The sequence below is a fragment of the Nafulsella turpanensis ZLM-10 genome, from assembly GCF_000346615.1.
Taxonomy (GTDB): Bacteria; Bacteroidota; Bacteroidia; order Cytophagales; family Cyclobacteriaceae; genus Nafulsella; species Nafulsella turpanensis.
On record NZ_ANNU01000045.1, the window covers coordinates 55,722 to 75,074 of the forward strand.

Annotated in this window: 17 protein-coding genes; 13 read left to right on the top strand and 4 right to left on the bottom strand. The window is 42.5% G+C overall.

Annotated elements, in window-relative coordinates:
* Window positions 1-106 precede the first annotated feature (106 nt).
* Window positions 107-1,027, top strand: a complete 921-nt coding sequence (miaA, locus tag F752_RS0117135; protein ID WP_040664812.1) for a tRNA (adenosine(37)-N6)-dimethylallyltransferase MiaA — start codon at window positions 107-109, stop codon at window positions 1,025-1,027.
* On the opposite strand, the gene F752_RS0117140 is transcribed toward miaA, so the two are convergent.
* Both F752_RS0117140 and pfkA read right to left on the bottom strand, forming a co-directional pair.
* Window positions 1,024-1,512, bottom strand: a complete 489-nt coding sequence (locus tag F752_RS0117140; protein ID WP_017732980.1) for a hypothetical protein — start codon at window positions 1,510-1,512, stop codon at window positions 1,024-1,026. The two genes, miaA and F752_RS0117140, sit on opposite strands and share 4 nt — an antisense overlap.
* A 15-nt stretch (window positions 1,513-1,527) precedes the next feature.
* Window positions 1,528-2,499, bottom strand: a complete 972-nt coding sequence (pfkA, locus tag F752_RS0117145; protein ID WP_026135812.1) for a 6-phosphofructokinase — start codon at window positions 2,497-2,499, stop codon at window positions 1,528-1,530.
* 409 nt (window positions 2,500-2,908) lie between these two features.
* Here pfkA and F752_RS0117150 point away from each other — a divergent pair, with 409 nt between their 5' ends.
* From F752_RS0117150 to pseI, 10 genes are all read left to right on the top strand, one after another.
* Window positions 2,909-5,374, top strand: a complete 2,466-nt coding sequence (locus F752_RS0117150; RefSeq protein ID WP_040664814.1) for a YfhO family protein — start codon at window positions 2,909-2,911, stop codon at window positions 5,372-5,374.
* Window positions 5,375-5,376: 2 nt separating this feature from the next.
* Window positions 5,377-6,264, top strand: a complete 888-nt coding sequence (locus F752_RS0117155) for a glycosyltransferase (RefSeq protein WP_017732983.1) — start codon at window positions 5,377-5,379, stop codon at window positions 6,262-6,264.
* 10 nt (window positions 6,265-6,274) lie between these two features.
* On the top strand, window positions 6,275-7,135 hold the full coding sequence (locus F752_RS24455) for a hypothetical protein (RefSeq protein WP_017732984.1): 861 nt from the start codon (window positions 6,275-6,277) through the stop codon (window positions 7,133-7,135).
* Window positions 7,136-7,330: 195 nt separating this feature from the next.
* A complete protein-coding gene (locus F752_RS0117165) occupies window positions 7,331-8,872 on the top strand; it encodes a LamG-like jellyroll fold domain-containing protein (RefSeq protein WP_017732985.1) in 1,542 nt (513 codons plus the stop codon).
* The gene (locus F752_RS0117170) at window positions 8,835-9,179 is read left to right on the top strand and encodes a hypothetical protein (protein WP_160164128.1); all 345 of its coding nucleotides are present in this window, start codon (window positions 8,835-8,837) and stop codon (window positions 9,177-9,179) included. The genes F752_RS0117165 and F752_RS0117170 overlap by 38 nt, the downstream gene beginning before the upstream one ends.
* Entirely contained in the window at window positions 9,173-10,195 is a 1,023-nt protein-coding gene (pseB, locus tag F752_RS0117175; protein ID WP_017732987.1) for a UDP-N-acetylglucosamine 4,6-dehydratase (inverting), read from the top strand. Before F752_RS0117170 ends, pseB begins: the two co-directional genes overlap by 7 nt.
* A gap of 12 nt (window positions 10,196-10,207) precedes the next feature.
* Window positions 10,208-11,365 (top strand): UDP-4-amino-4,6-dideoxy-N-acetyl-beta-L-altrosamine transaminase, encoded by a 1,158-nt coding sequence (gene pseC / locus F752_RS0117180; RefSeq protein WP_017732988.1) that lies wholly within the window; start codon window positions 10,208-10,210, stop codon window positions 11,363-11,365.
* On the top strand, window positions 11,362-12,084 hold the full coding sequence (locus F752_RS0117185) for a cytidylyltransferase domain-containing protein (RefSeq protein WP_017732989.1): 723 nt from the start codon (window positions 11,362-11,364) through the stop codon (window positions 12,082-12,084). Before pseC ends, F752_RS0117185 begins: the two co-directional genes overlap by 4 nt.
* The gene (pseG, locus tag F752_RS0117190; protein WP_017732990.1) at window positions 12,062-13,564 is read left to right on the top strand and encodes a UDP-2,4-diacetamido-2,4,6-trideoxy-beta-L-altropyranose hydrolase; all 1,503 of its coding nucleotides are present in this window, start codon (window positions 12,062-12,064) and stop codon (window positions 13,562-13,564) included. Before F752_RS0117185 ends, pseG begins: the two co-directional genes overlap by 23 nt.
* Complete coding sequence (gene pseI / locus F752_RS0117195; protein ID WP_017732991.1) at window positions 13,551-14,603, top strand: pseudaminic acid synthase; 1,053 nt, start codon at window positions 13,551-13,553, stop codon at window positions 14,601-14,603. The genes pseG and pseI overlap by 14 nt, the downstream gene beginning before the upstream one ends.
* An 8-nt stretch (window positions 14,604-14,611) precedes the next feature.
* Here pseI and F752_RS24460 read toward each other — a convergent pair whose 3' ends face one another.
* Together F752_RS24460 and F752_RS0117205 are read right to left on the bottom strand one after the other, a co-directional pair.
* On the bottom strand, window positions 14,612-16,090 hold the full coding sequence (locus tag F752_RS24460) for a lipopolysaccharide biosynthesis protein (protein ID WP_017732992.1): 1,479 nt from the start codon (window positions 16,088-16,090) through the stop codon (window positions 14,612-14,614).
* Between the two features lie 130 nt (window positions 16,091-16,220).
* Window positions 16,221-17,327 (bottom strand): DegT/DnrJ/EryC1/StrS family aminotransferase, encoded by a 1,107-nt coding sequence (locus F752_RS0117205; protein ID WP_017732993.1) that lies wholly within the window; start codon window positions 17,325-17,327, stop codon window positions 16,221-16,223.
* Between the two features lie 102 nt (window positions 17,328-17,429).
* On the opposite strand from F752_RS0117205, the gene F752_RS26090 reads away from it, so the two are divergent.
* Both F752_RS26090 and ffh read left to right on the top strand, forming a co-directional pair.
* Entirely contained in the window at window positions 17,430-17,582 is a 153-nt protein-coding gene (locus F752_RS26090) for a lmo0937 family membrane protein (RefSeq protein ID WP_017732994.1), read from the top strand.
* A 350-nt stretch (window positions 17,583-17,932) separates the two neighbouring features.
* Window positions 17,933-19,261: a signal recognition particle protein gene (gene ffh, locus F752_RS0117220; protein ID WP_017732995.1), complete on the top strand. Its 1,329-nt coding sequence runs from the start codon at window positions 17,933-17,935 to the stop codon at window positions 19,259-19,261.
* The last annotated feature ends 92 nt before the right edge of the window (window positions 19,262-19,353 follow it).

Consider the following 19,353-nt stretch of genomic DNA (forward strand, 5'->3'; position numbering starts at 1 on the left):
GCCTGTAAAATTGTAACTGTAAGGTACAAAAAGAGAGGCTATCCTAATAAACGCTCCAATCTTTTATTTATTTGTATTTTTGCAACAGGCTTCAATTATCGAAAAATTGAAAGAAGAAAAAAAGTTTCTAGTCGTAGTAGCCGGACCTACTGCTGTGGGCAAAACAGCCTTTAGCATTCAATTGGCGCAGTACTTTGGAACCGAAATTATTTCGGCCGACAGCCGGCAGCTGTATCAGAAAATGACTATTGGAACAGCAAAACCCACTGAAGAAGAGCGGGCGGCTGTACCTCATCATTTTATTGATATTCTACCTCCGGAAAAGGATTATAATGCCGGGCATTTTGAACGAGATGCATTGGCGCTGCTCGATGAATTATTTAAGAAACACCAGGCAGTTGTAGTAGCCGGAGGTTCAGGAATGTATGTGCAGGCATTGTGCAATGGGATTGACCAGATGCCTGAGGTGCCTACGGTCCTGCGGAATCAGCTGAATGAAAAACTGGAAAAAGAAGGCTTAGCCGGCTTAGTAGCTGAGCTGAAGGCGCTGGATCCTCTTTATTATGAGGAGGTCGACCGGCAAAATCCGCAAAGAGTGGTAAGGGCGCTGGAAATTTGTCTCCACACCGGCCAGCCTTTTTCTTCTTTCAGGCAGCAAAAAACAGCCAAAAGACCTTTTAAAATTATAAAAATTGGACTGGAAAGGCCAAGAGAGGAGCTATACCAGCGGATTGGTGCCCGGATGGATGCTATGATTGCGGAAGGTCTTTTCGAGGAAGCTGCTTCCCTGTATCCGAAGAAAAGCCTAAATGCCTTACAAACAGTGGGCTATAGAGAGATTTTTGATTATATGGATGGCTTCTATGACAGGGAAGAGGCCGTAAGGCTGCTCAAGCGGAACTCCAGAAGGTATGCGAAGAGACAGTTGACCTGGTTTAGGAAGGATCCGGAATTTTTATGGCTACACCCTGGCGAGCTGCCAAAAGCCATTGACTACATTGAGAGAAAAATAAAAGAGGCGCTTTAGAATTGCAATGGTTTATACCCAAACAACTGTGCTACAACTTTGGTAGGTAAAGAGGTTACTAACTGGTTATACTCCCGTACTTTTCGGCCAAGGACTTTCAGGTGAATGTGCTGTCGGTGGTTGAGTACCTGCAATGATTTTATTTTCTTTCTGGTTTCCCGGTCGGCAGGCTTGTTTGCCCTGAACAGCAGCTGACTATTTTCGATAGATTTTTTTTCCTGCCGTATATACTGGGCATAATTGCTGAAATGTTTGAGTGTAAAATTATCGGACATAATATCCTGCTCACAGCCTAAAGTATCGTTGTTTAGTAATTCTTCTTCAGAAAGGGACTTCAGGAGGGTATTCCGCGCCCTGGCGGTCTGGCAAAGGTTAAAGAAGGCAAGCATAATTGCTTCTTTACGTGCCTGTATGCTATTATAATTAACAATGGCAATGAAAAAAGCAAACCCTAAAACTGCCAGGGCAATCGGCAACCATCCCATAAAAGTGCTTTGTAATTAAATACTTAAAATGTTGACCATCCTTATCAGGTCCGGGTTAAGTGGTTTTTCCTTAGAGATAGCTTCGCGGAAATGGGTGTAAACCAACTGATCGTTAACGATACCCACGGCAACATTTTTCTGGCCGTTAATTAATCCTTCTACTGCTCCTAAACCAAGCCTGCTGGCAAGGATTCGGTCTGCTGCCGAAGGTCGTCCTCCCCTTTGAATATGGCCAAGGGTGGTAACACGAATGTCCTTCCCTTTCAGTTGTTCTTTTACAGTAGCCGCTACTTCCAGAGCCGTACCTTCTTCATCCCCTTCAGCAATTACCACAATGGAGGAGGTTTTGTCACGGTCCCAGCCTTGTTTAAGAGTACCGATGACATCGTCGATAGAGGTGAGGGTTTCGGGCACCATAACAATTTCAGCGCCGCCGCCTATACCCGATTGTATGGCAATATAGCCTGAATCGCGTCCCATTACTTCAATAAAGAATACCCGGTCGTGTGAGTCAGCCGTATCTCTTATCTTATCAATAGCTTCCAGGGCCGTGTTTACTGCTGTATCGAAACCAATAGTATAGTCTGTGCCAAAGAGGTCGTTATCGATAGTTCCGGGAGCACCAACCGTTGGGAGTCCATACTCGTCGTAAAAAACCCCGGCACCGGTAAAGGTACCATCGCCTCCAATCGCCACAAGACCTTCAATCTCAAACTTCTGTAGTTGCTCAAAGGCTTTTTTTCTTCCGGCAGGGGTGAGAAATTCTTTGCTGCGAACCGACTTTAGGATAGTGCCTCCTTTTTGAACTATGTTGCTGACTGTGTGGGAGTTCATTTTAAAGATGTCGCCGCGAATCATCCCATCATATCCGTAGCGAATCCCATATATTTCTACATCATGGTAAATAGCCCCTCTCACTACTGCCCTGATACAGGCATTCATTCCGGGGGCATCTCCGCCAGAAGTAAAAACGGCAATTCTCTTCATAAAGCTAATTTCAGATTGTACACTCAATATTACGGAAATTTCAATTTCTTTGAAATTCATTTCAAAAAAAGACGCAATTTACCTTGGTTTCACCGCCTTCCCGGGAGCTCCGCGCTACTGCAGTGGCAAGATACCCTCGGAAGAGTAATTTCGATAAATTGATACACATGCAAAAGTTAGTGTAGCTAGGCCGGGTTGCCGTTATTTTCATTCAGGAAAAAGCCAATCGTGTTTGGTGGAGATGCAAAATGAAAATCTGGCGCCGACTGGCTTTTAAAAGGAGGTGATGTTCTTTTGTCTCCTTTTGCTTGTGCAGGGATTGGAAGGCTCCGGAGGAAGTAAAGCTTTTTTCCTTGAAAATACTTATGTTTGTTCTCCACAATACAAAATTAAAGCCCGAAGCCTGCTTATGAAGTCCATTTCATTTAAAGAGCACATCCTGCCTCACCTGATTGCGGTGGTTGTTTTTATTGCCGTTACGCTTATTTTCTTCTGGCCGCTGTTTATGGAGAACAAGGTCATCAATCAGAATGATATTCTTCAGGGGGCAGGTGCTGGACAGGAAATAATTGAGTACCGAGCCGAAACAGGAGAGGAGGCTCTCTGGACCAATTCAATGTTTGGGGGGATGCCGGCTTATCTTATTGATACGGTTTGGGGGAGGAATGTCCTTTATGTTTTTCAACAGGTTCTCACTTTGAACTTCCCCTCCTCTGCAGGAGCGCTTTTTATTGGATTAGTTTCTTTTTATGTTTTATTGCTGGTATTCAGGGTAAGGCCTTATTTAGCAATAATAGGAGCTGTAGCTTATGCTTTTAGCAGTTTTACTGTTATCAGTATAGAAGCAGGGCACATTTGGAAGGTGAGGGCAATTGGCTACATGCCTTTGGTCCTTGCCGGGATTCACCTTACTTTAAATAATCGGAGGCTTTTAGGATTTGCTTTAACTGCACTTGCTGTTGGTTTGGAGTTGAATGCAAATCATCTTCAGATTACATATTATCTCCTTATTCTGGTGCTGATTTACTTGATGAGCCATCTTATTTATGCTATAAAAGAGGATAATTTAAAGAAATTAACTATCAATGTGGGAATTCTTACGTTAGCTGCTATTATTGGCTTGGCGGCCAACATTGCTAGGATATGGGCTACTTATGAGTACGGGCAGTATTCCACCCGCGGACCTTCTGAATTGACTTTGGGTGAAGAAGGAGGTGCAGATGCAGGGCTTGAAAGAGAATATGTTTTCGAATGGAGCAGTGGCGTTTTTGAATCCTTTACACTCCTGGTGCCCAACCTGTATGGCGGTGCAAGTCAGCAAGCACTCGATGCCGATTCGGAACTTGCACAGGTACTGCGACAAAATCAGGTTCCACAGGCTCAAATTAACCAGTTTATCGAAAATGCTCCAACCTACTGGGGAGATCAACCTTTTACCAGTGGGCCTATTTATGCAGGGGCCATCGTTATTTTTCTGTTTATTCTAGGAATGTTCTTTTTAGATAATCGTTACAGAATTTGGCTTGCAGTGGCTACTCTAGTCTCTCTCATTTTATCGTGGGGAGATAATTTTCCTGTGCTAAATTATTTCCTTTACGATTACCTTCCTGCTTATAATAAGTTTAGAGCAGTTTCCATGGCGGTAGTGATTGCCCTTTTAACCCTTCCGCTGGCAGGGTTTTTGGGCTTGGAAGCTTTTCTTCAAAAGCCATTTACAAAAGAAAACAAGAAGAATTTCTGGTGTGCGGCCGGAATTAGTGGTGGTTTGGCTTTGCTGTTCTTGGTCTTTGCCGGAGCCTTTTCCTTTGAAGGAGCAGTAGACCAGCAGTTACCGGAATGGCTGCGTGGAGCTTTAAAAGATGACAGAGAATCTCTGTTGCAGGGGGATGCCCTGCGAAGCCTGCTGTTTATTGTGGCGGCAGGGGCATTGCTAATCGTCTATAAATTAAATAAGCTGCCTTATTGGGGCCTGGTATGTGCGCTGTTTGCTCTTGTTTTTATTGACCTGTACGCAGTAGATCGCCGCTACCTTAATGAAGAGAATTTTGTGAAGGAATCAGGTATTGCCTATTTTAAAGCGACCCCGGCCGATGAATATATCTTGCAGGATGACGAAGTTTACCGCGTGCTGAACCTACAGAATCCTTTTAACGAAGCCCGGACTTCTTTTTTCCATCATTCAATAGGCGGGTATCATGGAGCTAAAATGGGGCGTTACCAGGAGCTTATTACTCATTGTATGAACCAGCAAATAAGCCAGCTGATTCAAAATCTACAGGCGGGAATCCAAAATTTTGAAGCCTTTGGAGTTCTGAATATGCTGAATACCCGCTACTTGTTGGCAGGTACTACACCCGAAGGAGTGTTTAAAAATCCGGCGGCTTTAGGTAATGCATGGTTTATTGAGAGACTACAGCCTGTTAACTCAGCCAATGAAGAAATACGGGCGACCTGTCAGTTAAATCCGGAAAGAGTAGCTGTGATAGATCGGTCTCAGTTTCAAATTACCCAGACCAATTTTAATAATTCAGGTAATATAAACCTCGTAAAATACACTCCTAACCATCTAACTTATAAGGTGGTTACTCCCGAGGATTCATATGCTGTTTTCTCAGAAATATATTACCCTAAAGGTTGGAACGCCTACATAGATGGTGAACAGGTAGATTACGAACGGGTGAATTATGTTTTAAGGGGTATGATGGTTCCTGCCGGTAATCATACTGTTGAATTTAAATTTGAGCCTAATGTTTTTCAATTGGGAAGTCCTATAATGTTTTGGTCTTCCATATTTTTGTTAATCTTGTTTTTTGGGGTTGTCGCTTATTGTTTATACAAGGAATTTTGGACAACCAAGGCATCACAAAATTCTTAGTTATGAAAGTTTCCGTTATTATATGCACTTTAAATCGAGAGGAATTTATTATTGATGCTTTAGAAAGTTTATATAAACAGGACTTTCCTAAAGAGGATTTTGAGGTGATTGTTGTCGATAATAATAGTACTGACCGAACTCCAGATTTAGTATTATCTTTTATCCAGAGACATCCTGAAATGAATTTAAAACTTGTTTATGAAAGAAGGCAAGGCCTTTCCTTTGCAAGAAATAAAGGAATTGATGATTCTACAGCAGACATAGTTACTTTTATTGATGATGATGCTATTGCAATACCACAATTTGTAAAAGAAGTAAATAAAATGTTCCACGAATACCCGGAAGCAGATGCTGTTGGTGGTAAAATTATTCCTGTTTATAATAAAACTCAAAATCCCCCACCCTGGATGACAGATTACATATCTGGAATTGTATCGGCTGTCGATTTGGGAGAGCGGGTAAAGGTGTTTGATAAAAAATACCCGGCAGGTTGTAATATGTCATTTAGAAAAGGTGTGCTAAACAGGGTGAATAGGTTTAATACCAATTTAACACAAAGGAGCGATGATAAAGAGGTATTTATAAAGCTTCGGAAAATAAAGGCAAAAGTAATGTATACTCCTTATGCTGTGGTGTATCATCAAATCCCAGCTTCCAGGATGACGAAACAGGGAGTAATCCAGGTTAGTAAAGTAACTGGACAAGGGGAGAGAGCCAGATTAATTCATTCTTCTTTGAATGCCAAAGCTGTTAAATTAATAGAATATTTATTTAAACAAGCTGCAGCTTTTGCTTTAGGTGCCATATTTATATTAAAAGGAGAGTCCTCAAAAGCTTACTATCTGATACTCGTTCGGTGGTACATTTTAAAAGGCTTTTTTCTTAAATAAGGAACAGAAAATGGTGAAAATTCAAAAGGTTTTAACTGGCTTCATTGATATTATCCTTAGTCTCTTCAAAGTTGTTATTCTATCAAAATTTAAAGTTTACATTCCTGCGCAAGATGGCGATGAATTATTTATTCTGGGTAATGGCCCTTCTTTAAATTTTACTTTACAAGAAAATTTGGAAAAGCTCCAATCTGGAACTACCCTCGCAGTAAATAATTTTGCATATTCTGATTTTTTTGTAAAAATAAAACCATCATTTTATGTGTTGGTTGCTCCTGAGTATTTCATGTCAGTACCACCTACTGAAAATCATATTTTTTTAAGAAACAGACTTTTTAACATTTTAACAACAAAGGTAACCTGGCCCATCACCTTATTTATTCCAACTTTAGCCGAAAAATACCCTGAATGGAAGAAGGTCTTGAGTGAAAATAAAAATATTAAATTTCAATATTTTAATTCTACCCCTGTAGAGGGCCCGGAGTGGTTTGCTCATAAAATGTTTGCATTGAACTTAGGTATGCCGCGGCCGCATAATGTTTTGGTACCTTCTATTTTCGTGGGAATTAATATGCGGTATAAAAAAATATTTCTATTTGGAGCAGACCATTCATGGCATGAAGAAATTAAAGTAAGTGAGTTTAATCAGATGACGGTAAACCATGGCCATTTTTATGATAAGGATGACCAAAGGGGTAAAATGCATAAACTTGATGGAAAAGAATTTCATATTCATGATGTATTCAGAAAGCTGTATTTAGCCTTCAAGGGGTATTTTATTTTAGCATCATATGCTAAAAAAAGAGGAGTTTATATTGTTAATGCAAGTCATCGTTCTTACATTGATGCATTTGAAAGGGTAAAAATTTAATAATTTAAAGTTTCATTAGAATGTCAATTCTAATGAAGAAGTAAAGAATAATTAAAAGTTGATCTAATCTAATTGGGAATAAATAAAATATTAATGAGGTTCAGGATAATCCTTAATTTTCTAAATTTACTTCTTTGGATACCACTTTCCATTTATGGACAGGACAACTGTTCGGAGAATGGTTTTGAGGATGACATGATTGCTCATTATCCATTTGATGGTAATTCCAATGAAGTTCTCGGGTACACTTTTAATGGAATAGTAAATGGGGCAGTACTTACACCTGGGTTTGAAGGAAATCCTAAATCAGGCTATTTCTTTGATGGTGCAGACGATTTTATTCATGTTGGTGACCATTTTGATTTGGGGCAGGAGGATTTTACAATTTCCTGTTGGGTGAAGGTAAGTGAATTTGAAGGATTAACTCCCGGGACAAGCAGTTATGGAGGATGGATTATTAATAAAGGCGTTACTATTTTTGGAAGTCCTAGTCGTGCTGGATATGCTCTAGATGCACGAAGAGTGGATGGAGAAAATTTCTTTGTTTTTTTTGTAGGTAGCCAATATAATCAAATTTACAGTGCCGCAGCATCTGGTTTTGAAGAAAATGAGTGGTATTCTTTGATTGCTATTAAAGAAGGTGGATTGATTAAATTGTTTGTTAATAACCAGCTTGTATCGTCTACCAATATTCCTCCAGGAATAAATACTAATACAAATATCCCTCTGGTTTTTGGCTCGATCGATAAATTAGGAAATGATCCTGGTGGGACAACGTTTTTTCATGGAAAAATAGATGATGTGCGTCTGTTTAAAAAAGCACTATCTAATGAAGAAAGGGCCTGTTTGATAGGAGTTTGTAATCCTCCTGTCATTAATTTAGGGGATGATAAGGTGGGTTGTTATGGGGAAACGGTACAGCTTGATGCATTTTATCCTAATTCTACTTATACATGGCAAGATGGGTCAACAGATTCAATCTTTTCTGTATCAGAAAGTGGACAATATTGGGTTAAGGTAGAAAATTATTGTGGTGTGGAAATGGATACAATTTCTATTGACTTTGTATCCTCACCTAATATTTTTTTAGGTGAGGATATAATCCGTTGCTCTCCGGGAAATATCACCCTCGATGCTTTTTACCCAAACTCCGTTTATGAGTGGCAGGATGGGTCATCTGCCTCAACACTTGAGGTTTCCAAATCAGGGACTTACTGGGTTAAGGTAGAGAATTTTTGTGGTATAAAGATTGATACAATTTCCATTCATTATACCTCGGTACCTACAGTGAATTTGGGAGAAGACAGGGTTATTCAATGCTTAGGAGACTCTTTTTTATATAATGTTGCTTCTCCTGGCCTAAGTTATGAATGGCAGGACGGCTCAATAAGCTCTACTTTTAGCGTTACTAAAAGTGGAACATATTGGGTAAAGGTGAAGAATTCATGTGGTGTTGCTACAGATACCTTAGTCGTTAGAATGGAGAATCATGAGGAAATTAAGATTCCAAATGTTTTTACACCTAACAATGATGGAGTTAATCAATTTTTCCAGATGGATGAAAGACTGTTGGGGGCCAAATTACAGGTGTATCAAAGAACTGGTAAACAGGTCTTTTATTCTGATTTCTATACAAATAATTGGGATGGAAAAGGGTTGAGTAGTGGTATATATTACTATCTCATTGAAGATTCCTGCCTTGGGTCTTTTCAAGGTTGGGTTCAGATTCTGTATTGATTTAAACTTTCTAAATTTCCTTTATACTGAAAGACTCTCTGGTGCTGGTGGGCCTGAGCCTGTGCTACTTGTCATGTATTCTCTGCTGCATATCGGAAAATACTTTTATAACCGCCGACTTTTTATGAACTTGCCTAAGTTTAAAAAAACTGTCTGGATTTATGAAAAGTATAAAATAAAAGGAATATCAGCTTTAAAACAGAAGTATAGCTTATTTTTAGACAGGTTTTATGCCCGGCACCGCGTGAAAGAGCGCCTGCAGCAGGGAACTTTGTTTGAAGATTTAATGAAGAAAACAGAATGCTAGACCTGAATAATAAATCAATCCTGGTTACCGGAGCCACCGGTTCCTTCGGACATAAATTTGTGGCCACCATTCTGGAGCGCTACCCGAAAATTAAGCGGCTGGTAGTCTTTTCGCGCGATGAGCTGAAGCAGCACAATATGTCTCTTCGTTTCCCGAAAAGCCAGTACCCGGCCATCCGTTACTTCCTGGGAGATATCCGCGATAAAGACCGCCTTTATCGTGCTTTTGAGGGGATAGAAATTGTAATACATGCCGCCGCTCTTAAGCAGGTGCCGGCAGCAGAGTATAACCCTTTCGAGTTTATCAAAACTAACGTAATAGGAGCTGAAAATATCATTAACGCAGCCATGGACAGGGGCGTGCAACATGTGGTAGCCCTATCGACCGATAAGGCCGCTGCTCCTATTAATCTATATGGTGCTACAAAGCTTTGCTCCGATAAGCTGTTTACAGCAGCTAATTATGCCAAAGGAAAGCGGGATATTCGCTTTTCTGTGGTCAGGTATGGGAATGTTATCGGCTCAAGAGGCTCCGTTGTCCCATTCTTCCTGGAAAAGCGGAAAGAAGGTGTGTTGCCCATTACTCATCCGAAAATGACCCGCTTCAATATTACCCTGCAGGAAGGGGTAGACCTGGTGCTGATGGCCCTGGAGAAAGCATGGGGTGGAGAAATATTTGTGCCAAAGCTGCCTTCTTACAAAATTATGGACATGGCGGAAGCCATCGGTCCTGATTGCGAGCACCCGATTGTTGGCATCCGTCCGGGAGAGAAAATCCATGAGGAAATGATTACCGAAACAGATGCTTTAAGTACTATTGAATTTGATACCTATTATGTAATAACCCCCACCGCCCCTGTTTGGGATGTGGAAGAATATACAAAGGCGCTTGATGGCCAACAGGTAGAAGAGGGATTTAAGTACAATTCAGGAACCAATACCAGTTGGTTGTCACCTGAAGAACTCCGTCGTATTATCAAGGAACACGTGGACCCAACTTTTGAGTTGAATCCTTAAGTTTTAACTGCCTTGGAAGAGAAGAAAAAGTATATACCCTACGGGCGGCAGCATATATCGGCAGAAGATGTAGAAGCTGTTGTAGAGGCCCTGCAGTCTGATTTCCTGACGCAGGGACCACTTATTGCTGCATTTGAAGCGCAGTTATGTAAGCAGTTTGGCTGCCGTTATGCGTTGGTCCTTAATTCCGGAACATCTGCCCTGCATGCAGCTTATTTTAGCCTTGGATTAAAGGAAGGCGATGAATTTATTACCACTGCCAACACTTTTGTTGCTACGGCCAATGGGGGTTTGTATGTGGGTGCTAAACCCGTTTTTGCCGATATTGAACCTGATACCGGCAACATCAATGTCAATTCAATAAGGGAGAAAATCACCTCCCGTACCCGCTGTATTACGCCTGTGCATTACGCAGGCCATCCTGCAGACCTGGATGCCATCAAAGCTCTGGCCGACGAGCATGGGTTATATATTATTGAAGATGCCTGCCATGCCGCCGGGGCCAGATATAAAGATTCAGTTATTGGTTCCTGTGAATTATCCGACATCTCTATCCTTAGTTTTCACCCGGTAAAGCATGTTACCACAGGAGAGGGTGGTGCTTTACTAACCAATGATGAAAAGATTTACCGGCAGGCATTAAAATTCCGGACCCATGGTATCAGCCGGGAAGAGCTGCAAAATCCAAATGAAGGGGAGTGGTATTATGAAATGCAGGAGCTGGGATTTAATTACCGAATGACCGATTTGCAGGCAGCGCTGGGGATTTCGCAGCTCAAGCGGCTGGACAAGTTTGTGGAAAGGCGGCGGGCAATAGCAGAGCAGTACCGCCACTTATTTCAGGATAATCCTTATTTCGATGTGCCGGTTGAGCGGGATTACGGACAAAGCTCTTATCATCTTTACCCTATCCGCCTGAAGGATATTTATGTGCCCCTTCGGAAGGATATTTTCAGCAGAATGAGGCAGGCTGGCTTAGGCGTGCAGGTGCATTATATACCCGTGTACCACCAGCCCTACTACAAGAGCTTGGGCTATGATATCAGTCTACCCAATACTGAAGACTTTTATCAGCGCGAAATAAGTTTACCCATGTACCCGGAGCTGACAGATGATGACCTGGAAGAGGTAAGACAGCGGATTTTTTCTATTTTCAGCCAGATTAAATGAAAGCAGGAATTATTACCCAAGCCCGTATGACAAGTACAAGACTTCCAGCTAAGATACTGAAGGAGGCAGGAGGGAGGTCTTTACTTGCATGGCATGTGGAGCGCCTGCAATGGAGCCAGCTTCCGGTTTTTATCGCTACAACAGTCAATGCCACGGATGAGCCTGTAGTAAGTTTTGCGGCGGCAGCCAACATTCCGGTATTCCGGGGTGATGAGCATAATGTGCTGGAGCGATTTTATGGCTGTGCTGCTCAATATGAGCTTGATATTATCGTGCGGGTTACTTCCGACTGTCCTCTTATTGATGGGTATGTTATTCAGCAGGCCGTGGAGCAATACAGGAAAGAAAACAATCCTTTTCTGTACCTCTCCAATACACAGGAAAGAACCTACCCGCGAGGGCTAGATTTCGAAATATTTAGCCGGCAGATGCTTGAAATGGCTTATGGGGAAGCTGATTCCATTGCTGAAAAGGAGCATGTTACCCCTTTTTTCTATAAAACCCATGCGACGGATTTCAGGCTTAAAAACATTAAGCGGAAAAGCGATGCCAGCCAACTTCGGATAACGGTAGATACGGCGGAAGACTTTGAGCTGGTAAAAATTTTAATAGAGCAATACCATGCCCAGAATTTAAGTGCAGAGGAGCTTATTCATTTGCTGGAACAAAATCCGGAACTGCTTGCGATAAATGCCCATGTTGAGCAGAAAAAAGCATAAACTATTTTTTAGAGCCGATGGAGGCCCTACTGTCGGGATGGGGCATATAATGCGCTGCCTTGCCCTGGCAGAAATGCTGCAGGAAGAATATGAAATTTTTTTCGTCACCCGTTCAACCGAAGCCTCAATTCAAGGCCTAATCAAAGCCCATGATTTCAATTGTATTGAACTGAGCCCAGGCAGCAAAATTATCGAAGAACTTGAAGTGATTGCTGAATCCTCGAACTTCAGTTCCTGCCTGATTGTGCTGGATGGCTATCATTTTACTGCTGAATATGAAAAGGCGCTGGTAAAGGCCGGCCATAAAGTGTTGAGCATAGATGATTTGCACCAGCGACCTTTTTTTGCGGATGTTGTGCTGAATCATGCAGGAGGGGTTGATGCCCAATCTTACAAAACTTCCCTTCATACTCGCTTATGCCTCGGCCCTCAGTATGCCCTGGTACGGGAAGTGTTTCGGCAGAAAAGGCTGCAGGAAAGGCAAAAAGGCAGCCTCCTTTTAGCCATGGGCGGGGCAGATCCAAATAACATAACCCAGCACCTACTAAACCTTTTGCAGGCAATCAAATTCCAGGAACCTATTGTCCTTATTTTAGGGGCTGCATTTCGGCACGAGCTTAAAGTATCTGAAAGTTTCCGGGTAAAAGTTCTTCGGAATGCAACTCCCGCGGAGTTGGCAGAACAGTACCGCAAAGCTGGTGTGGCCTTACTTCCTTCCTCCACCATGGCCTATGAAGCCTGCGCTACCCGTGTTACTTTAATTTGTGGTGTGATAGCAGACAATCAGCAACTGTTGCATCGTTTTTTAAGCAGCAACCAGTTAGCACTTGATGCTGGTGCTTGGGAAGAAATGAATGCTGAAAAACTAAAAGCTTTAATTCAGCAGGCTTTGCAGCCTTCTTTTCAGGAGGAACAGTTAAAAGCGCAGGAAGCTTTTTTTGATAATCAGCAAAAAGAGCGAATTCTAAAAATATTCAAAAAACTGCAGAAGGAGAAGGAATTGCAGATACGAAAGGCAGCGCCTGAAGATTGTGAATTATATTTCCGCTGGGCCAACGATGCGGAAACCCGGAAGCAGGCCATCCATCCGGAACCGATTCCATGGGAAAAGCATGTTAGCTGGTTTAACAGAAAGCTTGCACAGGAGGATTCTACTCTTTATCTGCTGGAAAAAGAAGGGAAGGCGGTAGGGCAGGTGCGTTTCGATGCCGATCCGGAGGAAAGAAATACCTTCATAATCAGTTACTCCATGGCACCGGAGGTAAGAGGGCAAGGCTTGGGAGAGGCTGTATTGCAAAACGCCCTGCGGGTGTTTCAGCAGGAAAGAAAAGGGGAGGTTATACTTCATGCCCTGGTGAAGGAGAGAAATTTAGCTTCTGTCCGTATCTTTGAAAACCTTTCTTTTACTTCTGTAGGAAAGACAGAGCTAAAGAAGGAGGTATATTGGAAATTCAGAAAAAAAGCATATGAACGCATTTAATATCGGGAGCAGAAGAGTAGGAAAGGGGCAGGCCTGCTTTATCATTGCCGAGCTTTCGGCCAATCATAAGCAGGATTTAGATATCGCCATTAAAACCATAAAGGCAGCCAAAGAAGCTGGTGCCGATGCTATTAAACTGCAAACCTATACCCCTGACACCATTACCCTGAACAGCCATAAAGAATACTTTCGCCTGCAGCACGGTACCATCTGGGATGGAATGTACCTCTATGACTTATACCAGGAGGCATATACGCCCTGGGAGTGGCATGAGAAACTTTTTAAGGTTGCTGAAGAGGAAGGGTTGATTTGCTTTTCCTCTCCATTCGATGCCAGTGCCGTAGACCTGCTGGAGAAATTGAATGCCCCGGCTTATAAAATCGCCTCCTTCGAGGTAATGGACATTCCGCTGATCCGTTATACGGCAGCTCGTAAAAAGCCGGTTATTCTTTCTACCGGCGTCGCGGAATTAGGCGACATACAACTGGCGCTGCAGACCTGCCGTGCAGAGGGGAATGATGAACTGGGCCTTTTAAAATGCACCTCGGCCTATCCGGCGCCGCTGGAGCTTTCCAATCTCCGTACCATTCCTAATTTGGAGCAAACATTTGATGTAGTACCTGGTCTTTCTGACCATACTATGGGCGCTACCGGACCGGTAGTAGCCGTTTCACTGGGGGCTAAAATAATTGAAAAGCATTTTATCCTCGACAAAGCAATTGGAGGGCCTGATGCAGCTTTTTCGATGGATCCGGCCGAATTTGGCGAAATGGTGAAAGCGGTTAGGGATGCGGAAAAAGCTTTGGGGCAGGTCGACTATAGCTTATCCGAAAGAACAAGAGCCAGCCGTGCGATTACCGGTCGCTCTTTATTTGTGGTGAAAGACCTTAAAAAAGGAGAGGTCTTTACCGCAGAGCATGTCAGGAGCATACGGCCTGGTTATGGTCTGGAGCCTAAATATCTTGAGCAGGTATTGGGGAAAAAGGCAACTCAGGATATTGAAAAAGGAGAACCGCTGAAATGGACAATGGTGCAGTAGTTGTAGCACTATAATCCTATGTACTTCAAGCCTGTCCTGATGAGGTCAGTGGCTTCTTTCGAAAGCTTTAGCCAGTAAACAAGGCCCAGGTACAGTACACTCACCACAGCTGACCGTAGCACTAAATCGAGCCACGCACTTTCCATTCGGGGAAGCAAAAGTCCTACTGCAAGTATTATACCTCCAACTATCAATGCTTTTAGGGTTCTGAAGGTAAAAGGCTGTATGTTGAACTTCCGGTAAACGAAAATATATTTTACGATATTATAAAATATAATGGCAGCCATAGAGGCAAAAGCTGCACCTGTTAAACCAAATTCCGGAATCAGCAGAAAGTTGAACAGGATAGTCAGCAGCGCAAGAATGCCAACTGCAATAAGGTTGAACCGGTAGTAGCGTGACAGTACAATAATTTCCCCGTTTACCCCTGCCAGGATATCCATTAGTTTTCCCAGTCCAATCAGGATTACCACCCATGTTCCATTCGCAAATTCGTCCCCTTTTGGCATAAGGGCAAAAAGGTTAGGAAGGTTAATGACAATGCCAGTAAAGAGCAGGAGCCCAATCAGGAGTTGATTAATGGCAGCTTCTGTATAGAGAGTATTCACTTCTTTCAGGTCCTGTTTTTCAAATGCCCTGGACAAGAGAGGAACCGTAATCTGGAGAATAGCCCGGTTCGGCATCTCTATGATCACTGCAATGAAAAAGGCCGTTGTGTAAATCCCATTTTCATAAGCACCAAGGAGGGAGGTAACCATCAGGCTGTCTACTTTCTGCACAATCATTACCCCGCTACTCCCAAGAAAGGTATAGAAAGCGTACCTGGCAAATTCTTTAATGAATGGCTTTTCTAAAAATTTAAAATCGGTATTTATTCGCAGGCCGCTTCCGGAAAAAAGAGAGAAGGTAAGGATAAAAAAGGAAAGGCCATATACCCCAATAAGACTGTAAATAAGCATTTCCAGGTCCCGCCAATACCAGATGAAGAGTAAAATGGAAACCGTAGTAAAAGCCCGGATACAAATTTCCCGCACAAAGTTGGGTAGAACGATATTCAGCTGACTTCTGGAAAAAGCCTCCAGCAGGTAAGTCAGAACCATTACCACTACCAATACCATAGCCACCTCACCATACTCCGCGACTAAGGGTGCATTTTCCAGGAAGGGCGAAAGCAGTTCTTTTTGAAAGATATAAAATATAAGGCTGAAAAGACCAATGGAAAGGAGGGAGCTCAGGAAGGTAAAGGTAATAAAAGCATGAAGCTGGCGGTCTTTAAACTGAGGCGCGTATCGAATGATGCCGGCATTTAGCCCAAGGGCGGCAAAGGGAGCAAGAAGCAAAGCCAGATCCTGCAAAGCTCTTAGAAGGCCAATCTGGTCAGGTTCCAGGAAACGTGGGAACAGCCATATTACATTGACATAGCCGATAAGGGCGCCAAGATAAGTAATAAAAGAAGACCGGATAGTTTGCTTAACTACAATACCCATAGGAGGGCGAAGATACTTTAATTCAATTCTTAAAGGAAATTGCTTTTGCCTATTTATTTTCGGCAGGCAATTTCCGTAAAGTAGGAATATTTCTGAAAGAGCCCACAACCTTTTTCAGGAAGAGAATCTTTTAGCCTGCTCTCCTGAAAAAGCTGGTTATTTTTTCGGCTATATACTTCACCTCTTTCTCCTGCAGTTCCGGGTATAGCGGGAGGGAAAGAATTTTATCCTGATAAGCGAAAGAAACAGGAAAGCTGTCTTTTTGACTGCTGCTCTGGTAGAGGGGCAGCATGGGAAGCATTTGAGGATAATGTACGGCGGTAGAAATACCATTTTCCATCAGAAAGTTTGCCAGCGCCTCCCGCTCACCAGTCTGGATAACAAAGAGATGAACAGCAGACTTCCTGTCACCAAGATTATCAGGGAGTCTTAGCGGTAGGTCCTGAAGTAAGGTGGCATATAAGGAGCCAAGCTTTCTTCTTAAACGGTTCCACTCATCAAGATAGGGAAGTTTGGTGCTCAGAATAGCAGCCTGTAGTGTGTCAAGACGACTATTGCGTCCATGCAGGAGGTGTTGGTGTTTCTCTTTTTGTCCATAGTTCCCCAACATTTTAACTTTTTCTGCCAGTATGGAATCATTGGTTACCATGGCTCCGGCATCACCAAATGTTCCCAGGTTCTTTATGGGATAAAAACTAAAAGAAGCAGCATGGCCTATACTCCCTACCTTTCTGCCTTTGTAAGTCGCTCCATGTGCCTGTGCACAATCTTCAACTACATACAGCTGGTATTTTTCAGCAATGGCCATTATTTCGTCCATTTCGGCAGGTAAGCCATACAGGTGGACTGGCATGATGGCTTTGGTTTTAGCGCTGATGGCTTTTTCTATACCTGCCGGATCGATAGTATACCGGTAGGGAAGCGTGTCGACAAAAACAGGCTTAGCACCAACTGCAGTAACTGCACTGGCTGTGGAAACCCATGAATGTACCGGTACAATCACTTCATCTCCTTTTCCTACGCCTAGGGCCTGTAAAAGAATTTCGATAGCGTCGGTACCATTCCCACATCCTACACAAAAATTTGTGCCGATATAGCTGGCAAAGGCTTCTTCAAAATTCGCTACTTCATCGCCACCAATAAACTGTGCCTTCCGGATTACTTCGGCTATAGCAGCATCTAACTCTTCTTTTAATAGCAGGTACTGCCTTCGCAAATTATAGAGTTCAATTTCCATATATAATCCTGCAACAGTATCTAAAAATATTTAAAACTAAAAAAATAAACCCACGTATATCCTGATATTTAAATCAATATTTTTTAACATAATAGAAAAACGATGAGTAACTTACTATATATAATTGCTATTGTATTAGTGATTCTCTGGGCGCTTGGTTACTTTGCTTTTAGCGTTGGAGCTGTAATACATGTTTTGCTGGTAATTGCCGTTATTGCTATCCTTTTAAGGTTGATAAGGGGCAGGAGTATCTGACAGTAAACTTTTTCAATAAATAGCTATGGTAGAAAGAGGAAGGTTCTTCTTTTTGCCATAGCTTTTTTTGTTTTTACAATTCGGAACTATTAACCAGGTTTCCAGCTCTGGCTCCTGGTCTTTTCAAAAAGCTTCCTGATAATTTTTAAACTGGTCTTTATTCCCATTCCGGAAGGGGTACTGATGATTGCTCCCGTTCAGCATCAGTGCTTATTATTCTGCAAGGCAAGAGGGTAAAATAAGCTGTTCAATTTGGTTTTTCTGGTGTTTTACAGACCCTTTTGTGTAATTTTTTGTTAGAGATAAGTGAAATATTCTGTAATTTTGAAACTGATTTTTAGAGGTAAACTATGTTCGATAATTTAAGCTATAAGTTAGACAAGGCTTTTCAGAACCTGAAAGGCCAGGGCTCCATCACTGAAATTAACGTTGCTACTACCGTTAAAGAAATTCGCAGAGCGTTGGTAGATGCCGATGTAAACTATAAGGTAGCCAAAGAAGTAACAGACCGTATTAAAACAGAAGCACTGGGGCGGGATGTATTAACTACTGTTTCCCCAGGGCAGTTATTGGTAAAGATTACCAATGATGAGCTGACAAAGCTCATGGGAGGAACCAAGGAAGATATGACCCTAAAAGGGGAGCCAGCCATTGTGCTGATTTCCGGCCTCCAGGGGTCAGGTAAAACTACCTTCTCCGGTAAACTTGCCAGTTACCTTAAAAAGCAGGGGAAACAGGTATTGCTGACCGCCTGCGATATTTACCGCCCTGCCGCCATTAACCAGCTAAAGGTATTGGGCGAGCAGATTGGCGTAGAGGTATATGCTGAAGAAAATAACAAAAATGCAGTTGAAATTGCCAGCCATGCCGTTCAGTATGCCAAAGATAACGGCAAAAGTATAGTCATTGTTGATACAGCGGGTCGTTTGGCCATCGATGAGGAAATGATGCAGGAAATCACTGCTCTAAAGAAAGCACTGAATCCTTCTGAAACTCTTTTTGTGGTCGACTCCATGACCGGACAGGATGCGGTAAATACTGCTAAAACCTTTAATGAGCGTCTGGATTATGATGGCGTTGTGTTAACGAAACTGGATGGTGATACCCGTGGTGGTGCGGCTCTTTCTGTACGAACTGTAGTGGAGAAGCCAATCAAGTTTATCTCTACCGGGGAAAAAATGGAAGCCATTGACGTATTTCATCCCGATAGGATGGCGCAGCGTATTTTGGGTATGGGCGACGTGGTTTCACTTGTGGAGAGGGCGCAGCAATCCTTCGACGAAGAGGAAGCACAACGCATTAGCAAGAAGATTCGGAAGAACCAGTTCGACTTTGACGACTTCCTGAGCCAGCTTGAGCAGATTAAAAAGATGGGTAACATCAAAGATCTGATGGCTATGATACCAGGAATGGGAAAAGCCCTCAAAGGTATTGATATTGATGATGACTCCTTTAAGCCTATTGAGGCCATTATCCTTTCCATGACAAAGGCTGAAAGAGCCAATCCCGACTTAATTAATGGAAGCCGCCGGCGCCGAATTGCAGAGGGCTCAGGCACCTCTATTCAACAGGTTAATAACCTGATGAAGCAGTTCAATGATATGCGTAAGCTGATGAAGACGATGAACAAAATGGGAGGTGGCAAAAAAGGCCTTGCCAACCTTAATATGTTCCGTTAAGCAGGAATCAATAAAAATTCTTCCATAAAAAAGATTTAATTGCCAAAAATAGTTGGTGAATCGCCTTCATTACACTTGTAATATCTTGATTT

What these genes read in the sequence shown, in the direction of transcription:
- F752_RS0117140 (WP_017732980.1), bottom strand. Translation starts at nt 1,512, where the DNA reads ATGGGATGGTTGCCGATTGCCCTGGCAGTTTTAGGGTTTGCTTTTTTC.
- pfkA (WP_026135812.1), bottom strand. Translation starts at nt 2,499, where the DNA reads ATGAAGAGAATTGCCGTTTTTACTTCTGGCGGAGATGCCCCCGGAATG.
- F752_RS0117150 (WP_040664814.1), top strand. Translation starts at nt 2,909, where the DNA reads ATGAAGTCCATTTCATTTAAAGAGCACATCCTGCCTCACCTGATTGCG.
- F752_RS0117155 (WP_017732983.1), top strand. Translation starts at nt 5,377, where the DNA reads ATGAAAGTTTCCGTTATTATATGCACTTTAAATCGAGAGGAATTTATT.
- F752_RS24455 (WP_017732984.1), top strand. Translation starts at nt 6,275, where the DNA reads ATGGTGAAAATTCAAAAGGTTTTAACTGGCTTCATTGATATTATCCTT.
- F752_RS0117165 (WP_017732985.1), top strand. Translation starts at nt 7,331, where the DNA reads ATGATTGCTCATTATCCATTTGATGGTAATTCCAATGAAGTTCTCGGG.
- pseB (WP_017732987.1), top strand. Translation starts at nt 9,173, where the DNA reads ATGCTAGACCTGAATAATAAATCAATCCTGGTTACCGGAGCCACCGGT.
- F752_RS0117185 (WP_017732989.1), top strand. Translation starts at nt 11,362, where the DNA reads ATGAAAGCAGGAATTATTACCCAAGCCCGTATGACAAGTACAAGACTT.
- pseG (WP_017732990.1), top strand. Translation starts at nt 12,062, where the DNA reads ATGTTGAGCAGAAAAAAGCATAAACTATTTTTTAGAGCCGATGGAGGC.
- pseI (WP_017732991.1), top strand. Translation starts at nt 13,551, where the DNA reads ATGAACGCATTTAATATCGGGAGCAGAAGAGTAGGAAAGGGGCAGGCC.
- F752_RS24460 (WP_017732992.1), bottom strand. Translation starts at nt 16,090, where the DNA reads ATGGGTATTGTAGTTAAGCAAACTATCCGGTCTTCTTTTATTACTTAT.
- F752_RS0117205 (WP_017732993.1), bottom strand. Translation starts at nt 17,327, where the DNA reads ATGGAAATTGAACTCTATAATTTGCGAAGGCAGTACCTGCTATTAAAA.
- F752_RS26090 (WP_017732994.1), top strand. Translation starts at nt 17,430, where the DNA reads ATGAGTAACTTACTATATATAATTGCTATTGTATTAGTGATTCTCTGG.
- ffh (WP_017732995.1), top strand. Translation starts at nt 17,933, where the DNA reads ATGTTCGATAATTTAAGCTATAAGTTAGACAAGGCTTTTCAGAACCTG.